This window comes from Candidatus Eisenbacteria bacterium (assembly GCA_026388185.1).
Lineage (GTDB): Bacteria > Eisenbacteria > RBG-16-71-46 > JAFGJU01 > JAFGJU01 > JAPLKG01.
Window position 1 is genome coordinate 299,604 of the sequence record JAPLKG010000014.1, and the last position, 15,646, is coordinate 315,249.

14 protein-coding genes are annotated in these 15,646 nt (G+C 53.5%); 13 read left to right on the forward strand and 1 reads right to left on the reverse strand.

Translation table 11 applies throughout. The features are described 5' to 3' along the window. Window positions 1-27 precede the first annotated feature (27 nt). From NTX17_08800 to NTX17_08815, 4 genes are all read left to right on the forward strand, one after another. Window positions 28-1,413, forward strand: coding sequence for a sigma-54 dependent transcriptional regulator (locus NTX17_08800; protein MCX5801470.1), 1,386 nt, complete (start codon window positions 28-30; stop codon window positions 1,411-1,413). Window positions 1,414-1,946: 533 nt separating this feature from the next. Further along, a complete protein-coding gene (locus tag NTX17_08805) occupies window positions 1,947-2,453 on the forward strand; it encodes a hypothetical protein (protein MCX5801471.1) in 507 nt (168 codons plus the stop codon). Window positions 2,454-2,698: 245 nt separating this feature from the next. Continuing rightward, window positions 2,699-3,661, forward strand: a complete 963-nt coding sequence (locus tag NTX17_08810) for an NGG1p interacting factor NIF3 (GenBank protein ID MCX5801472.1) — start codon at window positions 2,699-2,701, stop codon at window positions 3,659-3,661. A gap of 76 nt (window positions 3,662-3,737) precedes the next feature. Next, window positions 3,738-5,507 carry an NAD+ synthase gene (locus NTX17_08815; protein ID MCX5801473.1) on the forward strand — a complete coding sequence of 590 codons (1,770 nt, stop codon included), beginning with the start codon at window positions 3,738-3,740 and terminating at the stop codon, window positions 5,505-5,507. Window positions 5,508-5,556: 49 nt separating this feature from the next. Here the strand turns inward: NTX17_08815 and NTX17_08820 are convergent, their stop codons facing one another. After that, window positions 5,557-6,126: a CvpA family protein gene (locus tag NTX17_08820; protein MCX5801474.1), complete on the reverse strand. Its 570-nt coding sequence runs from the start codon at window positions 6,124-6,126 to the stop codon at window positions 5,557-5,559. A gap of 339 nt (window positions 6,127-6,465) precedes the next feature. Here NTX17_08820 and lexA point away from each other — a divergent pair, with 339 nt between their 5' ends. From lexA to NTX17_08865, 9 genes are all read left to right on the forward strand, one after another. Beyond that, window positions 6,466-7,299 carry a transcriptional repressor LexA gene (gene lexA, locus NTX17_08825; protein ID MCX5801475.1) on the forward strand — a complete coding sequence of 278 codons (834 nt, stop codon included), beginning with the start codon at window positions 6,466-6,468 and terminating at the stop codon, window positions 7,297-7,299. A gap of 13 nt (window positions 7,300-7,312) precedes the next feature. Then, window positions 7,313-7,564: a hypothetical protein gene (locus tag NTX17_08830; protein ID MCX5801476.1), complete on the forward strand. Its 252-nt coding sequence runs from the start codon at window positions 7,313-7,315 to the stop codon at window positions 7,562-7,564. A 28-nt stretch (window positions 7,565-7,592) separates the two neighbouring features. Beyond that, the gene (gene dinB, locus NTX17_08835) at window positions 7,593-8,753 is read left to right on the forward strand and encodes a DNA polymerase IV (protein MCX5801477.1); all 1,161 of its coding nucleotides are present in this window, start codon (window positions 7,593-7,595) and stop codon (window positions 8,751-8,753) included. Window positions 8,754-8,797: 44 nt separating this feature from the next. Beyond that, on the forward strand, window positions 8,798-9,901 hold the full coding sequence (tcmP, locus tag NTX17_08840) for a three-Cys-motif partner protein TcmP (protein ID MCX5801478.1): 1,104 nt from the start codon (window positions 8,798-8,800) through the stop codon (window positions 9,899-9,901). After that, entirely contained in the window at window positions 9,888-10,622 is a 735-nt protein-coding gene (locus NTX17_08845; protein ID MCX5801479.1) for a phage Gp37/Gp68 family protein, read from the forward strand. The genes tcmP and NTX17_08845 overlap by 14 nt, the downstream gene beginning before the upstream one ends. 335 nt (window positions 10,623-10,957) lie before the next feature. Continuing rightward, entirely contained in the window at window positions 10,958-11,404 is a 447-nt protein-coding gene (locus tag NTX17_08850) for a hypothetical protein (protein MCX5801480.1), read from the forward strand. 226 nt (window positions 11,405-11,630) lie between these two features. After that, window positions 11,631-12,407 carry a DUF72 domain-containing protein gene (locus tag NTX17_08855; GenBank protein MCX5801481.1) on the forward strand — a complete coding sequence of 259 codons (777 nt, stop codon included), beginning with the start codon at window positions 11,631-11,633 and terminating at the stop codon, window positions 12,405-12,407. Continuing rightward, a complete protein-coding gene (locus NTX17_08860) occupies window positions 12,408-14,786 on the forward strand; it encodes a DEAD/DEAH box helicase (protein ID MCX5801482.1) in 2,379 nt (792 codons plus the stop codon). 103 nt (window positions 14,787-14,889) lie between these two features. After that, the gene (locus tag NTX17_08865) at window positions 14,890-15,636 is read left to right on the forward strand and encodes a ribonuclease H-like domain-containing protein (protein MCX5801483.1); all 747 of its coding nucleotides are present in this window, start codon (window positions 14,890-14,892) and stop codon (window positions 15,634-15,636) included. The last annotated feature ends 10 nt before the right edge of the window (window positions 15,637-15,646 follow it).

A 15,646-nucleotide genomic window follows, 5' to 3' on the forward strand; every position in this document is an offset into this window, starting at 1 on the left:
CTTTTCGTTTGGAGTGGCCGACAGAGGATGAAAGATGTTCTTCTCGTAGATGACGATCGCCGCATTCTCGAGACGATTGGTGAGATCTTAGAACGTAAAGCGCTCAGCTTTGAGGCCGCAACGAGCGTAGAGGAGGCGTTGTCTACACTCGGCGGCGAGACTTTCCGGGTCGTGCTCACAGACGTGAAAATGCCGGGTCAGGATGGGCATTCGCTCCTCCGCGAGATCAAATCGCTCTATCCCGACACGGAGGTGGTACTTCTCACCGGTTTCGGCAGCGTCGAAGGTGCCGTCAGTGCCTTGAAGGAGGGAGCGTACGACTACATTCTCAAGCCTTTTGAGCGGGAGGCGCTTGAAGGTCTCGTTGGGCGTGCGCTTGAGAAGTCTCGCCTCGTGAGCGAAACGAGGGAGCTGCGTAAGCTTCTTTCGGAGAGGTATCGGTTTCACAACGTAATCACGAGGGACGAGCGCTTGCTGAAAGCACTTGACCTTCTGGAGACGGTTTCGGATTTCAATGCCACAATCATGATTACGGGCGAGACCGGGACGGGCAAAGAACTCATTGCGAAATCGGCTCATTTCAACGGCAACCGCAAGAACAGACCCTTTGTGAAAGTCAATTGCTCTGCAATCCCAGAGGGGCTGCTTGAAAGCGAGCTCTTCGGGCACGAGAAGGGAGCGTTCACTCACGCAACCGCACGCAGGATCGGCAAGTTCGAGCACGCAGACGGAGGAACCATCTTCCTTGATGAATGCGCCGACATCCCGAGGGCGATCCAGGTCAAGCTGTTGAGGGTCCTAGAACAGAAAGAGTTCGAGAGAGTCGGCAGCAACGAGACCGTTCACGTTGACGTGCGAGTCATTGCCGCGACGAATTCCGATCCCTGCCTGGCCATGGCCGAAGGGAGAATTCGAGAGGACCTTTTCCACAGACTCAACGTGATTCCGATCAGCATTCCCCCTCTGCGCGAGAGAAAGTGTGACATCCCCTTGCTGGTCGAGCACTTTCTTGATAAGTTCGGTGGTTCCAGACAAAGGACTCTTCGAGTGTCCCCGGAGGCGATGCGGACTCTCGTCGAGCATGATTGGCCGGGCAACGTTCGAGAGCTGGAGAACCTGATCGAGAGGCTCTCCATCATCGTGAAGGGCCCGCTTGTGAGGCCTTCCGATCTGCCGGAACAAGGCAGAAGCCAAAAATGCGTATCCGGCGGCAGTGCTCCAGGTGGATCGCGTCCTCTCCGGGACGTCGAGAAAGAACACATTCTTAAGACCCTCCAACAATGCCGCGGCAACGTCGCCAAGACCGCAAGATTGCTCGGCATTGACCGCACCACCCTTGCCCGTCGCTTGAAGAAATATGGCGTCGGTGAAAAATCCAGCCGCAAGACGCACCCGCAACAATTTCACGAATGAAAGAGGCGTGAGACCTCCGTGGACCGCGCAAGGACCCGCCTTGCATTGAGGCAGGTTGCACATGTGCGGCCTAATGCATCACGTGCCCCAGTCCGTCGTTTCCCGCCATGTTCCGCTCACAAGTTCCTGAAGACTGATGTGAAGTGCCTCAGTGTCTGTAGGGAGGATCACGTCTTTAGGACATCCACACATGCCGCAATCGCTTGTCTGGCAAGCAAATGAGGCCTTTCACGTGAGGCGGCACGCATCTTGCCCTGCTTCTAAGTGCTAGTTCATTCACGGGTAATGTCGCTTGATGGTCTGTTGTGGGCGGCGATGGTGCCCGAAGTGACGCGAGGGGCGCTTTTGCGTCTGTGTGAGAAGCCGGAGTTCTTGGGGGGGTGATGCCCGGAAGCGTGGGATTGAGGATTGGGTGGTCGTGACGAGGGGTTGAGGCGGTGCCGCAATGGTTTCTAATTTCGCGTGTTGTGTCGGATGGCGCGTCATGACTTGCGCGTGACGTCGTGAGCTCGTCCGAGGGAAGGAGGCAGGAAATGAAGAAGGTTCTCGCTCTATTTTTGTTGGGAAGCGTACTGTTGTTGGTTCAGGTCTATGCAGTCAGTGCCGGGACAGCCTTGTCGGACAGGACGATTTCCATTGAATGCAGCCCAACTTTCAGTGTCCCTCAGTCGCCGATCACGTTCGGCGATGACACGAATGTTACGTGGGAGGTCAGCGCCGACTGCACGACAACCGCAGACAGCGTCAGGATCGTCTTTGGGGTCGATAACCCGTGGTCTGCGACTCAGGCTGAGACGTTTACAACATTCCCGGACACCCTTGTCACCTCTCCTCCTACCACAAGGGAGGGTGACTTCTTATACAAGGTCATCCGGTACAAGAACGGCAGTCCCGTTGACACACTTACAGCCAGGGTGATATGCGCAGGTCGAGGTCCAGGCTTGCCTTCGCTGAGCACCTGGGCTGTACTCATTCTGGTCCTTGCAGTGATTGCAGTGTCAATTGCCTTCTTGAGGCGGCGAAAGATAGTCGTTACGTAGCACCTCGGTGTTGGATTGGGCCGGCAACATCACTGTGCCGGCCCACAATACGCGGTCAATCTTGATAAGAACCGCCCCTGCCTCCATGCGAGGCCGGGGCGGCTTCTTTGTTTCAACTCCTCTCTTCTTGTTGACCACCGCGGGGCGAAGTGTTATAGTCGACCGTTATCCTTCTGTGCGAACTGAAGTTAGACGGCGGAATCCCCCAGTTCCTTTTCCGAGTGTCTCACCGAAAGGAGTCTCTCATGAAGCTCAAGGAGTTCTACAACAAGTGCGTTGAGGCTGGAATTGCGGGGGACCGGAGAGGGAAGGCTTTCATAACAAGCCTTCTCAAGGAAGAGAAGAAGAGATACGACAAGCTCGAGGGTTTTGACAAAGAGTGCTACGACGTCGAGCGGCTTCACAATCCCTACACGGACTGCCGAATTCTCTACGGCGATCTAAACACACAAATCAAGTGCATGATGGTCGGCATAGATGCTCACGCGGACGAGCTGCTTCTGGCCAACGAACTGCGCAGACGCGGGAAGCAGATCGATGCCGTCTTGACGCATCATCCTGCCGGATTTGCAGTGAAGCGTCTTCCCGAGGTGATGGACATACAAACCGAGCAGTGGATTGCCTTTGGCGTACCGACGCATCTTGCCGAGGCCATGATCGAAGAGAAAAAAACGTGGGCCGTCAGACAGTTCCACGTCAGGAACACGGACGCACCGGTAGACATCGCTCGTATTCTTGACATTCCGTTCATGGCCACACATACTCCGGCCGACAACTGGGCCGCGGGCTATCTGCAGAAGAAAGTTGACAAGGCAAAGCCCAGGACCGTCGGCGATCTCATCGATCTGCTTCGTGAAGTTTCCGAATATCGCTACCATGCCAGCCTACAGGCAGGGCCGACGCTGAGTTGCGGTGGCAAGGAGAGTCGCGCCGGGAAAGTGTATGTTGATATGACTGGCGGGATCATGGCCGGCAAGGGCTATCTTCCCGAATTGTCCAAGCGCGGCATCAGCACGTTGGTTGTCATGCACATCCCGGATGACGCGCTCGACAAGGCCAAGGAAGAGAAACTGAACATCATCGTGGCCGGTCACATAGCGAGCGACACGCTCGGTATGAACCTTCTTCTCGACCGCGCGCTGTCGAAAGGTGTCGAGATCGTAGAATGCGCAGGGTTCAAGAGATTTCCGCGAGCCGTGGAGAAATAACGGATCACCGGACCTACTAGGCCCTAAGGTCGGCAGTCGGAATCGGCGCGGGAGCCGAGGAGGGTGGAAAGAACCCATGTTCAGGGTTGCGCTGGCTCAGGTCAATCTCTGTGTCGGTGATCTCGAAGGGAACAAGCGCAAAATCATAGAGTACATTCACAGGGCCAGAGACGGGCAATCCGACCTCGTTGCCTTCCCCGAGCTCTCCATCACCGGTTATCCGCCCGAAGACCTTCTCCTGCAGCCCAGCTTTGTGAGAGACAGTCAAGAGGCGCTTGCGGCAATCGTACGCGAGACAAAAGGAATAATCGCCGTCGTAGGCTTTCCGTACGCAGAGGCGCACGACGGAAGTACACTCTACAACGCAGCAGTAATCGCGAGAGACGGGAGTCTCGTTTCTGTCTACAGGAAGATGCTGCTGCCGAACTATGGCGTGTTTGATGAGAAGCGCTATTTCACCGCGGGTCATTCGCCCACCACTTACGAAATAGGCAGACTTCGCTTTGCCGTTAACATCTGCGAAGACATCTGGAGACCGGAGGTCTCGAGCGAACAAGCCACTCGAGGCGGTGCGCATGTTATCGTCAACATTTCCTCGTCTCCGTACCGTGTCGGCAAGGGAGTGGAGCGACAGAGCATGCTCTCAGACCGCGCCCGCGAGAACAACGCGGCAGTCTGCCTGGTGAACCTCGTCGGCGGGCAGGACGAACTTGTCTTCGACGGTGAGAGTCTTGTTTTCTCGTCCGGCGGGAATCTTCTCGCTCGTGCTCCGCAGTTCGAAGAGGCCCTGCTGGTGGCGGACATCGACGTCGACGAAATCGCTCGGACGCGCCAAGCCGGAAGAGGCGGCGCTACCCGCGACAGTACTCGCGAAACGACCGGGCAAGAGGCCGAGGCCCTTACGGCTGCAACAGTCAAGTTGGGTGACTGGAAAGAGCCCGTCCCGCGAGAGCCCATCAAGTCAACAATCACGCGCAGGCTCAATCACGTCGAGGAAATACACCGCGCACTCGTCCTCGGCACACGCGACTACGTCAGGAAGAACGGGTTCGAGAAAGTCGCCATCGGGTTGAGCGGTGGAATCGATTCCGCCCTCGTTGCGGTCATAGCCGCAGACGCACTTGGTCGCGAGAATGTGATCGGAGTCATGATGCCGTCGGGCTTCACTTCGGCGCAGAGCGTGAACGACGCCGAAGACTTGGCGCGAAGGCTCGGCATCAAGACCGTTACGATCCCAATTGAGGAAATCTTCTGCGCGTATCTGAGCACGCTCAAGACTGCTTTTGAGGGCAGGAGCCAGGACATTACGGAAGAAAACGTGCAGGCGAGAATCCGGGGCAACGTCTTGATGGCCCTTTCCAACAAGTTCGGTTGGCTCGTGCTCACCACGGGTAACAAGAGCGAGATAGCGGTGGGCTATTCGACTCTCTACGGGGACACGGCCGGAGGTTTTGCCGTCGTCAAGGACGTACCAAAAACTCTCATCTACGAGCTTGCGAGATTCAGGAACTCACTGCCCGCAGGTCCGGTGATACCGGAGTCGATTCTGACCAAGGCGCCGTCCGCAGAGTTGAGGACCGATCAGAAGGACACGGACTCGCTCCCGGCTTACAGCGTCCTGGACCCAATCATAGAGGCATACGTCGAGCAGGACAAAAGCCGAGACGAAATCGTCAATCAAGGGTTTGACGAGAACGTGGTTGACCGGGTGATATCAATGGTGGAGAAAAGCGAGTACAAACGTAGACAGGCGCCACCTGGAGTCAAGATCACGCCGAAGGCGTTCGGCAGAGACAGGCGAATGCCGATCACAAATTTCTACAACATGACACGAAAGAAACGCTGAAAGCCGACCGGCTCTGCGGCTTGGGTGAGACGCTGCGCGGCGACTTCTCTCAGAGAGACGTCGGCTCGCCGGCTTCTGTTTGCGGACCTGAATGACCGGTACGACCCAGTTGTTTCCTTATCTTGGCTTCGTTGCGCGAATATCTCTCGTACAACTCGGTCGGTAGAAAACGGGCGATTACGCGTGACACGTTCATGATACGCGGCGTGAGTTTCGACGCGATCATTGGTTCGGTGGGTTTGTCCGTGCAGACTATAAACAGCGCAAACAGGACAGCTATCAGAAGCACAAACCTCGCCAGACCGAATACGCCTCCGACCAACCTGTCGAACCATCCCACGTGTATCGCAGAGATGGCAGCCCTGGAAGCGAGGCCTATCAGCTTGAACAGCAGGATCACGATGGCAAGAATGACAACAAAAGAGATCACCGTGAGAGCCACGGGGTGCTGAATCCACTTGCTAAGATATCTGGCTAGCAGCTCGTGATACCTAAAGGCTATGATGATGGCCAGGACGAGACCCATGAGAGAAAACGCCTGTCGCACGAATCCCTTGACGAGACCCTGGATCATGCCGGCGATGAGGATAACTAGTATGGTGATATCAAGCCAGTTCATGACGAGAGTATTGCCCAACGAATCAGAACATGTCAAATGTTTTTTGCCGAAGAACCTGGCCCTGGGGTGCAGTCTGGTTGCGCTCGGACGCCTGACTAGGGTCTTCACCGGGATGAGCAAGCCGACTAGTGCATTCTGACGGTCGTTGGCGCATACGGTCCTTCTTATTTGTTACTTCCCATGCTGTTGTCGTTCCTAATAATTTTTTTCTTGACACCTGCACAAATGTGCAGTAAAATGTCTGCGGAATGTTTGATGTAGGCAAAATCCGAGATACCGATTGAATGTTCAGTGCAGAAACGAAGGTAGCTAACCGATTGAAAATAAAAGAGGTAGCGTATGGGAATGAAAGATCGAGATCGAGTCAAACTTGAGAGACCAAGAGGCGGTAGGAAGCTCGGCAAGGGACAAGGTGCGGGTAAAAGAGCGCAGGCTGGCCAAAGAGCAACGGGTTGTCTCGGAGCGAGGGCCGGGAAGATCCTCGATTTTATAGTGAATTCTATTCTTGAAAAGGGTTCGCCACCGACGATACGCGAGATAGGAAAAGAGTTCAGGATTTCCTCTACTAATGGAGTGAGATATTACCTCGGAGTTCTTGAAAAGGCCGGATGCATTAAACGTAAAGGGAAGATATCGAGGGGCATAGAAGTGAAGAGAGAGTGGATTGATTCCGCGAGAGGGGAGTCTTGGAGATTCGTCCTCGGCCGGGTTCAAGGCGGAAGGATTGACAAGGCGAGGGAAATCAGCCCAAGCAGCCCACTAGGATTACTCAGACCACTAGGATTACCAGGGCTTGTTGAGGTTCCCCTCGTCGGTAGGGTGGCTGCCGGCACTCCTGTTCTTGCCGAGGAGAACATAGAAGATGTTATAACGGTCGATGGGAGCATCGCGAAACCCGGGAAACTTTTCGCGCTGAGAGTGCGCGGAGACAGCATGAAGAACGCGGGCCTTCTTGATGGAGACATAGCCATCGTAAGGCAACAACCCCGCGCCGATTCAGGCGATATTGTAGTCGCGCTTCTTGGAGAAGAGGCCACGGTGAAAAAATACGTCCTCAAAGAAAACGAAGTGATACTTGAGCCGGAGAACGAAAGCTATGAACCCATAGTTGTAACGGAAGAAAGTCAATTCAGTTTGGTGGGTAAGGTGATCGGATCGTTGAGAAGGTATTGAGCTAAACAAAGTCATGATCGAGACAATCAATGAAGCCATAGAGGTTGTGTCTGTTTGTACAAACGGCAAGATGCATCCCCTTCGTTTAAGGTGGAAAGGCAAAGTAGTCAAGGTGAAGAGAATCACGGGCGAGTGGAGAAAAAACGAGGGAGAAGCAAGGGTCTATTACTATTCGATCCTTGGTGAGAATTCCGACTACTTCGAGATTTGCTACGATTCGCGCACGCTAATCTGGACTCTGTGCAGAGTATGGCTTGAGGGATAGGCGCGTGAAAGAAAGCAGTGGAGAGCGGATGCGAACAATAGCCCACATAGACATGGATGCATTCTTTGCGTCGGTTGAGCAGGTATTTAATCCGCACTATAAAGGCAAACCTCTTGTAGTGTGTGGTGACCCGAACAGAAGAGGGGTTGTGTCAACGGCTTCTTACGAAGCCCGCAAGTACGGAGTAAGAGCCGGAATGCCGCTTCAGGAAGCGCGCTACCTGTGTCCTAACGGGATTTATGTAGAGGGAAATTCCGAGAAATACGTGCATGTTTCTCTCAAACTCCTTGAGATTTACAAAGACTTCACGCCGATGGTGGAACCCTTCAGCATTGACGAGGCCTTTCTGGATTTGACGGGGACTATTTATGAATGGGAAGTGGCGAGAAAGGGAGCCATTCTTATAAAGAAGAGGATTCGCGAGGAGTTTAACCTTACGGCCTCAATAGGGATAGCTCCGAACAAGTACATGGCCAAGATGGCGTCGGGCCTAGAAAAACCGGACGGCCTGGTCCAGATTGACAGTGAAGACTACAGGAAGATTTTCTGGAAGCGAAAGGTGGAAGAATTGTGGGGCGTGGGAGCCAAAACCGCTGTAGCATTGAGAAGGTTGGGTATAGACACCGTCGACGACCTGGCCAGATTTCCGGTCACTATTTTGAGAGCAGAATTTGGAATCAACGGAGAGAAGCTTTCTGATATGGCGAACGGGAAGGACGATTCTCCTGTCACTCCTTACTACGAAGGCGTGCCGGTAAAATCAATGGGTCACGAATATACCTTGAGGGAGGATACGGACAGTCTCGACAAATTGGAAAGGACGCTCTTAAGGCTTTCGGATCAGGTCGGGCGACGCCTCAGACAAGAAGGGTATCTCGGTGACACCGTGACGCTGAAACTGAGAAGCAGTACGTTTGCAACAATAACAAGACAGAAAAAACTCACGGGTTACACCGATGAAGATAGAATGATATTCGGCGTGGGGAGAGGCCTCCTGAAAGAAAACTGGAAGGGAGAAAAAGTAAGACTGGTGGGTGTGAGTATTTCGGGACTCGTGAGAAGAGGCCACAGCTTAAGCGAATCTCTTTTCGAGAAGGACGAAAAAGAGCGAAGAGTGCTTGAGGCAATCGATAACCTCAGGGACAAGTTCGGCGAGAACGCGATAGTAAGAGCGGGTGCCATGCGATAATGTTGTACGAGTCATGCCATGATTTCAAGTGAGAGAACGTACTGATGACAGAAGACTTTCATAAGAAACCCTTCGACGAGGGGACCATGGTGAAGCTCCGTCTTTTTGAGAACTACGTCGCGGAGTGGCTTCCGGTGTTCATATCCTCCGCCCAGGGAAAACGAATCAATATAGTTGATTTCTTCGCGGGGCCGGGAAGAGATGTCAAGGGAGTAGACGGGAGTCCACTTATTGCGCTTAAACAGATTCGCAAATTCACCTTCCGCATTCGACAAAGCTCCAGTTTGTTGTACTTGCTTCTCAATGAGAAAGCCACACAGAAAGCGGCTACACTTCGCAGCATAATGGAAAGTCAGACAGTTGATGAGAAGTTGTGTAAGTGTGAAATTGAGGCACTGGATTTCGGGAAGGCCTTCGAGAAGTATTACCCACACCTTCTAGGGAATGCAAACCTGCTCTTCTTAGATCAAACCGGAGTGAAGTCCATATCGGACGACGTGTTTGTCAGAATCCTAGAGCTTCCGACGACAGACTTCATTTTCTTTATTGCATCCTCGTCGCTCCGTCGATTTGCCGATCATCCCTATTTCCATAGACACCTGAAGATTCCTAAGGGGACTATTTCAGCTCGGAGTTTCAATGAGACGCACCGCGTAGTTACGGACTACTATCGCAGTCTGGTCCCGCCTGGGAGGGAGTTCTACTTGGGCTCTTTTTCGATTAAGAAGGGCAGCAATCTGTACGGGATCATATTTGGATCGGGACATCCACTTGGAATGGAGAAATTCCTCAGGGTATGTTGGAAACTGCATTCAATTCGCGGTGAGGCGAACTTCGATATTGATTCGGAAGACATCAATGCCCGTTCACCACACCTGTGGAAAGAAATGGATAGACCTAAGAAGCTCGATCTCTTCGAACGGGAATTGCGGCAACGTGTACTGAAAAAAGAACTGAGAACCGATGGTGATTTATATCTATTTGCCCTCCGACGAGGATTTCGGCCATCCCATGCGCGCCACGTATTGAACCGAATGTTGAAGAAAAGCGAGGTAGCTATGGCTGAGCCGAGGGTTAGACCTAGGATCTCTCTGGATGGCTACAAGGCACCCCGGACCCTTGAGGTATTACAGAATGGCAATCTCTAGGATCGAATGGACAGAGATGTCATGGAACCCGGTCACGGGATGTTCCAAGCTGTCCGCGGGATGCAAGAACTGCTACGCCGAAGTCTTGGCCAAGAGACTGTGCTCTATGGGTTCAGAGAAGTACGTGAACGGCTTTGAGGTAGCGACGCATCCCGAGGCGCTCCCGGTTCCGTTCAAGTGGAAGACCCCCCGCATGGTTTTTGTGAACTCAATGAGCGACTTGTTTCACGACGCAGTACCCTTGAGCTTCATACTGGAAGTGTTCAAGGTCATGAACCAGTGCAGGCGGCACCAGTTTCAGGTATTGACCAAAAGGCCTAAGCGTCTGGTGTCGCTGGATCAAGTGCTTCCATGGAGTGCTAATATCTGGATGGGAGTCTCCGTTGAGAATGAGGAGGTGCTGGGTCGAGTAGATTGGCTTAGGAAATGCAGTGCGAAGGTCAAGTTCTTATCGCTGGAGCCCTTGCTGGGTCCCCTCAACCATCTTTCCTTGGCTCACATTGATTGGGTGATTGTCGGGGGAGAGTCTGGCTCCCGTGCAAGACCGACTCGGGAGGAGTGGGTCTTGGAGATCCGCAACAAGTGTGCAGACACTGGGGTACCCTTCTTTTTCAAGCAATGGGGTGGGGCAAATAGGAAGAAGGCCGGGCGTCTATTGTGTGGGCGGACGTATGAGCAGATGCCACCCTTTGCCGCCGAAGAAAGCCTATTGCTGGCTTAGAGTTTCTTCGTAATCTATGTCCCAAGCGGACGCTGCAGCAGCAGCGTCGCAAGGCCTCGCCAGTGATTACTGCCGCTATGCAGAGCTTAGGATGGATTTGGTCTCTTTTCTTTGAGTGAGTGTCCTGCATGAAGAATGATTGCTGGGAGATTGTCCTTGCAGAGGACAAATTCAATCAATTGAGAAATGATAAGGCCTTTCTGGCGATCTTGACGCTTGCGCGCTGTGTCAACGCGCTCAGATTTTGCCAGACCCCTTTGATCGAGTCCGAGCGCAAGAGTACTCCTGCTGTGAGTAGACAACGTCTCAATTCGGTCTTGCTTGCGAGTTCGGTCTTGTACGAAGGGTTGAAGGTTGCTGATTCGCTGGGACGTGATTTCAAGAGCCTAGTTTCCTTCCGGGAAGGGTTTGGGAAGCTGCTCAAGAAGCCAGAGACGAAGAAACTTAGGAGCGGGATCCTTTGGAAGATGAGGAATAAATTCGTGTTCCACTTCGATCAAGACGTAGCAGCCATGGCATTGACTCACTTCGAATTGCCTTCATACAAGTTCGCCGTGGGACAGGGAACAGCCCGGGGTCACGTTTACTATGCCCTAGCAGATGAGATCAGCCTTCATTATTTGCTGGACCCCGAGGGTGAGAAATCGAATGACCAACTGGAAAAAATATACATACAGTTCGCTCAGGAAATAGCAGATCTCATGGTTGAGTTTGACAATGCGGCAGAGGAGCTGATTGCCGAAACCTTACTACAGCAGGGCTGGTCATTAGGTGACGATTAGCGGGGAAGAAGACGAACCTGACGAAGGCACAGCCCAATGTAGATCCGTCATCAGCGCCTCATGTACCTGCCAGGGGCTTCTACGGGTGCAGGCGATGCGTAGCGTAAAGTTGCCCGAGTTGCAGCCGTTTGAGACTCGCTCAGACTGGAAGAGAACGGCAACAGTCGGCGCTGTGAGCTTAGCTTCATCTTGACGCTGAGGGATTCGCAGCACAGAGAGAAGGGCCATGATAAGAATAGGTACGAGCGGCTACAGTTTTGATGACTGGGTGGGGACTTTCTATCCGCCCGACATTCGGAAGGGCGACATGCTTTCTTACTACGCCAAGCACTTCAACGTGGTGGAGATAAATTCCAGCTACTATAGGATTCCCCATCCGGCAGTATTTCACCAGATGGAGAAGAAGACCGCCCCCGGCTTTGAATTCTTCGTCAAGGCGAACAAGGCAATGACGCACGAGTGGAGCACGGAACGGGCTCTGTACCAGCAGTTTCTGGATTCGTGCCGCCCGCTCGTGGAGGCGGGCAAGTTCTGTGGTGTTCTGGCCCAGTTTCCCTGGGGGTTCAAACAGAACGAAAAAAACTCCGAGTTCCTCAAGAAAATGCGCGAGAACTTTGGGGACACCCCTCTGGTCGTTGAGTTCAGGAACGATTCCTGGGTCAAGGACGAAGTGTTCTCTCTCCTCGAGAAGGAGAGCATCTCCTTCTGCGCCGTGGATGAACCGCCGTTGAGGGGGTTGGTGCCGCCGATTGTGAAGTACACCGCCGAACCTGGTTACGTGAGGTTTCATGGGAGAAACGCGAGGAACTGGTGGGCGAGCGGCGGAGGCGATCGGTACGACTATGACTACACCGAACAAGAACTGACGGAGTGGTTAGGAAAGATAAAGGAGCTGGCCGCAACCGCGCGGAAGACGTACATTTTCTTCAACAACTGTCATGCGGGGCAGGCGGCGAGAAGTGCGAAACTCATGGAGAGGCTACTGTCGCTTGAGATTCAATAGATGAGACAGGTTTGTGATAGAAAGACCGGAGCCGAGGTGACGATCAAGGAAGCGCTGAAAGACTTACTTTCTTCGCCGGGCTTCAAAGAAAGAGTGAAGTACATAAAGAATCTGGAAGCACGAGAGGCAGTCTACGGTGAACTCTCGTCGCCGCTACGGGCCGAGCTCTCAGGCGCGCTTGCAGGGGTGGGAATTGAGCGGCTCTATTCCCATCAAGTGAGGGCCGTGGAGCTTGCGAGAGAGGGAAAGCACTTCGTAGTTGTTACCGGGACGGCAAGCGGAAAGACTCTCTGCTATAACATCCCGGTGCTTGAGACGTTGCTTTCGAGAGAGAACGCGAACGCTTTCTACGTCTTTCCGACAAAGGCGCTGGCCCAGGATCAGTTGAAGGGGCTCCTCAGGTTGGCCTCCCAGGACGAGAGAATATCGTCCCGTCTTCACCTCGGCACGTACGACGGAGACACCACGCCTCACGCGAGGCGAAAGCTTCGCGAAGCCGCTAACGTGATTCTCACCAATCCTGACATGTTGCACCAGGGAATCCTGCCTTACCACACGCGCTGGAGCAAATTTTTCTCGAATCTTGAGTACGTGGTTATCGATGAGATCCATTCTTACAGAGGCATTTTCGGTTCCAACGTGGCTAACGTAATAAGAAGGTTGCGCAGAGTCTGCAGTCACTACGGTTCGAACCCGAAATTCGTTCTTTGCTCGGCAACTATCAGGAACCCCCAGGATTTGGCCTCGCAACTCATCGGCCTCGACGTAGAGATCGTCTCCGAAGATGGGTCGCCACGCGGTTCGAAGATGTTTATTTTCTGGAATCCCCCTTTTCTTGACGAAGCAAAGATGGAACGAAGAAGCTCAAACGTTGAGGCGAAAGAGCTTCTGGTTGAGCTTGTCAAGAATGGAATACAAACAATCGCGTTCACCAAGGCAAGGGTCGTCGCGGAATTGATATACCGGTACGCCTTGGACGATCTTTTGAAACACAGGGCGACGTTGAAGGATTCCATAAGGCCCTACAGAGCGGGATATCTTCCGGAGGATAGAAGAGAAATCGAGCGACAGCTTTTCTCCGGCGAACTCATGGGCGTTGTCAGCACGAACGCGCTTGAACTCGGAATTGATGTCGGCGGGCTCGACGCATCAATCACTGTAGGATTTCCCGGTACTATCGCGAGCACGTGGCAGCAGGCAGGTAGGGCTGGTAGGGGCACAAGAGAAGCCTTGAGCGTGCTCGTTGCGTACAACGACCCGATTGACCAATACCTCATGCGTCACCCGGAGTATTTCTTTAGACAGTCGCCCGAGAGCGCGGTCGTTGCTCCCGACAATCCATATGTTCTTGCGGGCCACCTCTGCGCCGCGGCCTTCGAGCTTCCGATATCGGAGTCCGACAGGGAGCTCTTTGGTCCGCTGACCGAGGAGATCACGCGCGTGCTCGAAGACGAAGGCAAGATGAAGGGGATAGACAAGAAATGGTACTGGTCCAGCACCGATTTCCCCGCCGCCTCGGTGAATTTGAGAACCATTTCCGATGACACCTACACTATCGTGGACGCGAAACACGGCAACACGGTGATAGGAACGGTTGATGCCATAAGCGCACCGGAGCTTGTTTACCCCGAGGCCATCTATTTGCATGAAGGGGAGACCTTCTTCACGAAAAAGCTCGACATGGAGCAGAAGGTTGCATACGTGGAACGAGCTGAGGTGGACTATTACACGCAGCCCGTCCTCGACACCAGTCTGAGGGTATTGAGACAACGAAAAGAAAAGAAATTGGCGGGACAGAGAGTCGTTCTTGGCGACGCGGACGTGACCTGGGCGACGATCGCGTTTAAGAAAATAAAGTTCTACAGCCTGGACAGCATCGGATACAAGACGCTCGATCTTCCAGCGCAACACCTTGAGACGGCCAGTATGTGGTTCGTACCCGCGACGACCCTCCTGAAGCAGGTTCGAGTGGCGGGCAAGAATCCCGTCGAAGGGCTCGCGGGCATACGCAACATGATGATAAACGTAGTTCCTCTTTTTGCCATGTGCGACAGGCAAGATATCGGAGGAGTCATAGACAGCAGTAATACGGGCACGCCCACCATCTTCATTTACGACAGATTCCAGGGGGGTCTCGGATTCGCCGAGAGAACGTACGAACTCATCCAGGAAGTGCTTCAAGCCTGTCTTTCTCTGGTCAAAGAATGCGAGTGTTCCGAGGGATGTCCTTCCTGCGTCGGTCTCCCGATACTCAGACCTGCGCAGCACCAGGACCCCGACGTCTATCACGGTTGGGCGATTCCTAGTAAGGAGATCGCGCGAGCAATGTTGGAGGCTCTCGTCATGAAGAGTGGGCCGATCTTGGGCGAACGACGCTGACATGAAGCTGAGTAGCAAGAGCAGAGAATCTCTGTGTAATTTGATCTCCGCCCACCGGACCTCACGTGAGGAGAAAGAGACTCGTCACAGGACACCCGTCTCCGTGGAAGAACTCCTGCCGGGTGGGGTGCTGAAGGGCAAGCACGGCCAGATATTCGTTCACGAAAGGCTCAGGTCCGAGATAGAGAGGAACACGCAGCGGATCGTCTCGCTTTATCGTCAGGCAGAGCTAAACGCCTTTTCTGCCACGCTGGAGGGCAAGGCGGGCGAATTTTCGGAATTGGGAAAGACGGGATTCTCGCGGGCCGTCTTTCTCGATATCGAAAGCACGGGGCTTTTCAATTGCCCGACCTTTCTTGCCGGTGCGATGTTTCTTTCGGGGGACGATTTCGTCATAAGGCAATTCTTCGCCCGCGACTACTCTGAAGAGAAATGTCTCATAGAAATCCTCTCAAAATTTCTTCGTCAGTTTGAGGCCGTGATTACTTTCAACGGAAAATCGTACGACATTCCGTTTATTGCAGACCGAGCCATATATCACGGCGTCAAATTTGCGACGCGCCACTCGCACGTTGATCTTCTCCATCACTCGAGACGGCACTGGAAGGGGACTCTCCCCAACTGCAAACTTCAGACGCTGGAGCTTCACGTGTGTCGAAGAAGAAGGGTCGGAGACATTCCGAGCTCTGAGATCCCGCAGCTCTACCACGATTTTGTGCGGACGGGCGATCCTTACCTTCTGATCCACGTGTTTCATCACAACATGCTTGACCTGATAACGATGAGTGAGTTACTGGTGGAACTGATGCGCAGGGAGGGGCTGATTCGCGCACGCCGTGCATTGCAGTAGAGGTCTTGAC